This is a genomic window from Cypionkella sp. (assembly GCF_030652235.1).
Classification (GTDB): domain Bacteria; phylum Pseudomonadota; class Alphaproteobacteria; order Rhodobacterales; family Rhodobacteraceae; genus Cypionkella.
The window spans coordinates 1-6502 of record NZ_JAUSBA010000007.1; the positions used below are offsets into that span (position 1 = coordinate 1).

The 6502-nt window shown below is 58.9% G+C and carries 8 protein-coding genes and 1 pseudogene; 6 read left to right on the plus strand and 3 right to left on the minus strand.

The annotated features are described in order from the left end of the window. Positions 1-160: 160 nt before the first annotated feature. A pseudogene (locus Q7V03_RS01550) lies at positions 161-595 on the plus strand (hypothetical protein); the annotation flags it as partial. Positions 596-1108: 513 nt separating this feature from the next. Here Q7V03_RS01550 and Q7V03_RS01555 read toward each other — a convergent pair. The 3 genes from Q7V03_RS01555 to Q7V03_RS01565 all read right to left on the minus strand — a co-directional run bounded on the left by Q7V03_RS01555 (position 1109) and on the right by Q7V03_RS01565 (position 3362). Further along, a complete protein-coding gene (locus Q7V03_RS01555; RefSeq protein ID WP_304923863.1) occupies positions 1109-1531 on the minus strand; it encodes a hypothetical protein in 423 nt (140 codons plus the stop codon). Positions 1532-2038: 507 nt separating this feature from the next. Next, positions 2039-2563 (minus strand): DsbA family protein, encoded by a 525-nt coding sequence (locus Q7V03_RS01560; protein WP_370651059.1) that lies wholly within the window; start codon positions 2561-2563, stop codon positions 2039-2041. Positions 2564-2798: 235 nt separating this feature from the next. Beyond that, positions 2799-3362, minus strand: a complete 564-nt coding sequence (locus tag Q7V03_RS01565; RefSeq protein ID WP_304923870.1) for a L,D-transpeptidase — start codon at positions 3360-3362, stop codon at positions 2799-2801. A 523-nt stretch (positions 3363-3885) separates the two neighbouring features. Between Q7V03_RS01565 and Q7V03_RS01570 the strand changes: the two genes are divergently transcribed. The 5 genes from Q7V03_RS01570 to Q7V03_RS01590 all read left to right on the plus strand — a co-directional run. Then, positions 3886-4437: a L,D-transpeptidase gene (locus Q7V03_RS01570; RefSeq protein WP_304923864.1), complete on the plus strand. Its 552-nt coding sequence runs from the start codon at positions 3886-3888 to the stop codon at positions 4435-4437. A gap of 7 nt (positions 4438-4444) precedes the next feature. Then, complete coding sequence (locus tag Q7V03_RS01575; protein WP_304923865.1) at positions 4445-4816, plus strand: hypothetical protein; 372 nt, start codon at positions 4445-4447, stop codon at positions 4814-4816. A 121-nt stretch (positions 4817-4937) separates the two neighbouring features. After that, a complete protein-coding gene (locus Q7V03_RS01580) occupies positions 4938-5192 on the plus strand; it encodes a hypothetical protein (RefSeq protein WP_304923866.1) in 255 nt (84 codons plus the stop codon). Between the two features lie 170 nt (positions 5193-5362). After that, on the plus strand, positions 5363-6091 hold the full coding sequence (locus tag Q7V03_RS01585) for a DsbA family protein (protein ID WP_304923867.1): 729 nt from the start codon (positions 5363-5365) through the stop codon (positions 6089-6091). 89 nt (positions 6092-6180) lie between these two features. Beyond that, on the plus strand, positions 6181-6502 hold a 322-nt coding region (locus Q7V03_RS01590), incomplete at its 3' end, for a hypothetical protein (RefSeq protein ID WP_304923868.1).

Here is a 6502-nt window from a genome sequence, read left to right on the forward strand (position 1 = left end):
GTCATGCCGCCGTGCCCTTCAAAACCTATTGAAGTCCATAATGAAATTGAAATCGCAAAGCAGAAACCCGCGCCACTTCCGGAGGTACCTTGCGGAAATCATGTGAAAACCACGCAGTGAAATCGTGAAGGAAAAGCGACATTGGTTCCTGCCAGGCCCGATGGAAGAGGAGCCGGACTATCTGGCGCCTGGACCAAGGGCAGAGTCACATGAAACCGCAGTTCTCGATGACTGGCAGAAGGCAGAGGCGGCCAATGCCGCCTGTCTCGCCAGGGTTGCCGGCCGGTTCGGGGCGCTGGACGACAGGCTGCGACGCAGTCCGGAAGGATGGCGTCACAGACTTGCCCTGATCGAGGCCGCAGACCTCAGCTGGTTCGTGGGCGACCGGGTTGACCCGGATCGCCTTGCCCTTTGGATGTCCATGCGCCTGTCGGGTGTGCAAGATGACACCGCAGGGCTGGCACGTGTCGGCTGGGCCGTGCGGCGTCTGACTGGCGGTCCCAGGCCCGAAGCAAACCTCCTCGATTTTCTTGACCGTCGCGATCCCGAAAACATTGGCGACGAAACCGAGCGTCTAAGTGATCGTGCCAAGGGATGAGTTTGGCACGGACACCGAAATGCGTAAGCTGGCCGAAGAAGTCATCGCCGCCTAGGAAGCTGAGCTTGCCGACATGAACACATGGCTTGCTGCCAAAGGCATGTGTTCAAGCTTGCGGTGCGGGCATTGCTGCCACCGGCTGCTTTGCCCGCAGCAAGCTGTGCAAGTGATGCCGCGTGACGTCGGCGCCTGGTTTGGCCGTCAACGGTATAGGTGTCTGACTTTCAATCAGCCCATGTCATGCAGTCCATGGAACTCGCCGATAATGATGTCCGGCACACTGCAGGCGCAAGGATCAGCGCACGTTGCCAACCTCGCTTGAGCCGCCAGCACAAAAGGGCATTGCAGGACGGACAGCCAACGAACCGCGATAAGCTGTGGGCGGTAGGAGACAATTTTAGCCGATGGCGCGGCGCGGGTAAAACGGGTGCCGCGCCGCGCCCACGCCGCTCACTACTTCGGCGTGGGACGGAAACGCTGAGAGCGCCCCGCCAAGATTGACCCCGATGCTCAGGCAGGGAGCAGGTCGATGACCCGCATGACCGCCGGGATGCTGCCTTCGTTCTTGTCTGATCCGACCATACCGGTCGAGCAGGAATAGACCAGTCCGGCCTTTGCCATGAACGCGATGCCGTCCTGCATGGACGCGGTCTCGCCTTCCAGCATATGGCAAAGCATGTCGTTCTTCATCTTCTCTTCCGGGAAAGCCGACCCCGGAGCCATGACAAAGTCGTTCACCACCGCCTTCTTGTATCCGCCAAAATTCACCGGCCACTCACCAAGTTCGACCTGCCTGATGCCTGGCATGATCTCCTTGCCGGCGTCGGCGGCGTACATTTCCGATGCAGCCGGCCCGGGCAACAGGGAAAGCGGCGTTGCGGCAACAACTGACAACCCGAGTGTCATTGCCGACCTGCGATTCAAGCCATTCATAATGTCCTCCCGAGATAGCGCGTGCTTGTGCACTCGCATCGGGGATTTTGCGCCTTTTGCGGCCTCAATCAAAGGAAAAACGGCAGGTTTCTTTGCTCCGGCCACCTCTTGTGATGCGACGTGCGGTGCCCACCACCGGCGGCGTCTGCTGTTCCGCTGCCTGTGTCTAAGGCCGAAAAGTCTGCGCCAGGCGATTCACTGGATCCGTCACCAGCCTTACCGTCTCGAGCTTGATCCCGCGGCTGAACTTCCGTCTTGTCATGACCACTCACCCGTTCCTTAGTCACGCGAGGTACGTGCCTTTCAGATAAGATGAACTTTCAGCGGAGCCGGAAACGCCACTGTCGCAGCCGACAGACCGCAGCAGCTGGTCCCGGTCTGTCATCTCGCCGCGACGCACGTCAAATGCGGAGGCCTCCGACCATCGCCGCAACAAAAGTTGCCGACACCAAGGGTCGCGCGAAAAAAGCCGCTCCGATCAGCATGTGCGACGGCGTGTTCGTGGTGTCAGCATATTGGTGTCTCACTGGATTTTTCGTCTTCCGCAATGCGGCGCAGGAGAGCAAAGGGAATTGCGCCATTAAGGACAGTTCGTCCGATCGCGAGCCCCGGCGTGCCAATAAACCCGAAAATATCTGCGAGAGCTCGGGTCCGATCAAGGTCTGCCTGGACGTCGGGCGACGCCATATCACGGGCAAGCTGATCGACGTCAAGTCCGATGTCGGTGGCTACGCACAAGACGCATGCAGGGTCTGCAACCAGTGGTGTCCGCGTGAAGCGACGTAGCTCCTGCTGCTTGCCTTGCCATGCGGCCGCAACCGATGCGCGCGCGGCAAGTTCGGACGCAGGGCCGAAAATCGGAAGTTCGTGCTGGATGAGGCGAAAGGAATAGGCATCTTCTGCAAAAAGTGTGTCCAAGTCTCGTTCGAGTGCCCGACAGTAAGGGCAACGGAATTCACTGAAGTATGCGATTGGGACGATTTCCTTCGGCAAGGCAAGGCCGAACAGCGCAGGGCAGAGGCTGATTCGCAAAGCGTCTGCATGCGCACGTCGCTGATCGGCATCGTCGGGCGGTGCCTCGAGCCCTACGAAAGCGGCCGTTGCTCCAGAGTCTGACCCTGCTACTCAAGCCGGCGAAATGGCGGCAAGTCCGGCAAGTCGACGTAACGTGGGCCGCGCCCTGGAAGACGGTCCCACGGTAGGGCACGCAAGCCGTAGATCAGGGCGACGGTCCCGCCAAGAACGAGAAGGCCACGGCGTGACCCTGTCACAGCACGGTCACAGGCGTGCCGACGGGCACCTGATCATAGATCTGCTTCACATGATCATTCAGCATGCGGATGCAGCCGTTCGATTCGGATTGCCCTATGGAGGCCGGATCTGTCGTGCCGTGGATGCGGAAATAGGTGTCGCGTCCGTTTTTATAGAGATAAAGCGCCCTGGCCCCGAGAGGATTGCCGGACCCGCCCGGCACGCCGTCCGCGAACTGCGCATAGCGGCCGGGGTCACGCCGTATCATATCATTCGTCGGGCGCCACGAGGGCCACTCAGCCTTGCGCTCGATGATCGCCGTCCCCTTGAACTCGAGACCAGCCTTGCCAACACCGACGCCGTAGCGGATTGCGCGTTCGCTGTCGAAGACATGGTAGAGATAGTAGAGACGCGGAAACACTTGGATCTGACCCGGGGCGTGCTGTTCGCGGACGCGCACCTCTCGCGGCTGAAACTCTTCGGCGAGAACGAAAGGTTCTTCGGTATGGGCTTGCAGGATAGAAGGTGTGGCAAAAGCGGCAGCTGCGGCACCGCCTAAAAGGGAAGGTCGGGAAATCATGATGTCTCCTGGGATGAAACGATTGGACTTGGGTTCGTTCAGGAGATGTATCGCGGAGGCGGCGGTTGTGGAGAGGAGATGCGGCTGCTTGCCCGGATTGGCACGATTTCGAACTGCGATGAGGAAAAAGCGAACTTCAATATCGGAGTCGCGACCTGACTGGCCAACAGGACCTGGCAGGCCACGTGACCGGAACCGCCGCCGCAATGGGATTCCTGGACAATTGGCACGGCATGCGTTTCGAGGAAGGGGCTTTCATGAAGTGCATAATCTGAACGCGCCTCCCCAAAAAGAGACGCGAGCACAATCGCGCTGCAAAGAATGACGAGTAACTTTCGCATTCCGATACATAGAGACAACTGTGCCCTGAAGTGATGTTCACATCGCAGTGACCTATGCTATTTTCGCGCGGCGCGGCGAAATCGCCACGTTATCACCAGTTTGTGACCATGTGATCTGACAAACCGGTTTGACCTTCCCACGTTGGAACGCTGCATCACGATAAAAAACCGAGGAGCAGCCCATGCGATTCAATCGACGTTACTTCGCTGTCGGAGCACTGGCCGCGCCCTTTTTGGTGGGCCGTGCCGCCTTTGCCTCCGAAGGCCCGGTTCGCAATAACATTTCGTCGTTTCGGGTTCACGAGTGGCAGGACCATTTCGATGCTTTGGGTCTCGGGATCATCATATCTGATACGACCGCGAGAGTTCTTCAGCACTGGACCAGTGACGGTCAGATATTCCTGTATCCGAGTTCTGTCCCTCTTTCCAATGATCTGACCCGCAGGGGCTACACTGAAGTCGTTGAAAAGCGTGTCAACCCAAGCTGGGCACCGACCCCGTCGATGCGGCAGCGCAATCCGGAGTGGCCCGCGTTTGTGCGGGGTGGTGACTCGACCAACCCGCTCGGAACGCGTGCCCTTTATCTTTCTTGGCAATATTATCGAATCCACGGCACCCACGACACGCGGAAAATCGGGCGCCGGTCCTCGAATGGTTGCATCCGCTTCTCCAACGAGCATATTGAGGAAGTCTTCGACCGAGTTCCGGTCGGGACGCAAGTCAAGTTGATCTGACACTATGATGCAGAAGCCGACCAAATGGACCGGGCCGAACGTCCTGCTTTCGGGCAGGATGGCGTGTTGTCTATGGGTGTTGTCTTTCGCTGTTGTGCTGCTCTGCGGTCTGATTATTGGTCAGTCTGCATCCGCTTTCGCCACGGTTGATCATCACACCCCGACCTCGGTAGAGGCGTCAGACGACTCTGCCGGATCGACGAACATGTCCCTGTCCTGCCATCCGGCGCTGGCATGTACGGCATTCGTGATACCGACCGGTGCAGTTCCCGCGTTCATTTCCAACTTTGCAGCGGTGTCGCGACCGGATTTTGCCCAGACCACACTACGTTTTGGTGGCCCCTCTGTCAGTCTGCCCCCTCCACGCCTGCTGACCTGAAGGTCAGTTTTGGTGAGAGCCATGGTTCGACGGCACCGTTACAGGCCCAGTCGGGCGATCTGTTGTTTTATTCCTGACCGAAGACATGTGCGCAGTTCGCGAACCGCCTGATGCGCGGTGCGTGGTGGTCGATAAAAAACAACAAACCGAAAGCAGTCAGGCGGATGGCAAGACAATGGACAGGCGCTTTGGCGCTTGCCGCTTCCGCAATTGCGGCAGTGGTGATGGCGCACAAAGGGACGAGCGGAGTCGTCCTGGAGAGGATGAACGGCATGACAGCGATGCGGGATACGGTGGCGGAACTTGCGCCGATGCCGCGTTCGGGGATCGACTTTCGGATACCGAAATCGAAGCGGTCCTCACCTACATCAAATAGACTTGGCCAGAACGCGTTCGCGCCACGCAGGAGTACAGCACCCGTATGGAGGCGGCCAGCGAATGAACCAGCACCTCAATCTAACCCCAAGAAGAATCCTGCTTGCCTCTCTAGTTGCTAGAGGGTTCACACAAGGCAAAATCTGCCGCATTTCTCAGAAGGTCTAACCTATGCGCGTTTCCCAAATGATCCTCGCCGCCACGTTTGCACTAGCGTTGCCAGAACAATCCCTCTCTCAAGACATTTCCGATGATCGGATCAAGGCGCTGGTGGCCGAAACACTCCGGGAAAATCCCGAACTGGTGATGGAAGCCTTGCAGGCCTTGGAAGCCCGCCAGGCCGAAGCTCAGGCCGCTACAGCCGCGTCTGTTCTCACCGAAGAACGCAGCATGCTGGAAGGCGACCCGAATGCCCCAGTTCTGGGCAATCCAGACGGCGACGTCACGATTGTAGAATTCTTTGACTATAACTGCCCTTACTGCAAACGGGCCATGCCCGAGGTCAATGCCTTGATGGCCGAGGACACCAGCGTGCGACTGGTTCTGCGAGAGTGGCCGATCCTGAGCGAAGGGTCAGCTTTTGCCGCCCGCGCCGCCTTGGCATCGCGTCAGCAGGGTAAATACGCCGAAATGCACGACGCCCTGATGAGGATGCGCGGCAAGGTTGAGGCAGAGGCCGTACTGCGCATAGCAGGGGAGGTCGGTCTCGACGTTGAGAAGTTGAAGATCGACATGCAGTCGCCCGAAGTTGAGGAGCATATTGCCACCTCGATGCGACTGGCCGAGGCGCTTGGTTTCAATGGCACCCCATCGTTCGTGGTCGGCGATCAGCTGATCCCCGGCTTTGTCGAAAAGCCGCAGTTGGTCGAAGCCGTGACCGCCGCGCGGGCGGCAGAATGATTGTCCTATTGCAGCGCTTTCTTGTCGCCCGTCTTCGATTCCCTTTTGCGGTAGTGGAAAGGGTCCAGACAGCGATCAGGCGGTCTGTCTTGTCGGTTGCAGTGTGGATGGCCCTGTCAGGGAATGCCTTGGCACATTCGTTCACTGCCGCTCTTATAGTCGTCGGCGATAACCGTGAAGCAGGCCTCGCAGAAGCCGTCCGCGGTTTCCTGCTGGCGGCAGACGAGCGGGATGGGCACGCGAACGAAACGTCTGACGGGCATCTGGGTGGGGTCGATGTGCATGTACTTCCGCTTCCGCGCGATGCGGCCGGGCTGGTCGAAGACCTGATCGGTACGCCCACCGAGCCCGGCGATGTCGTGGTCGTCCTTGGCACTGAACCTGCAGCAAGCGAAGCCGTGCGAAAGTATC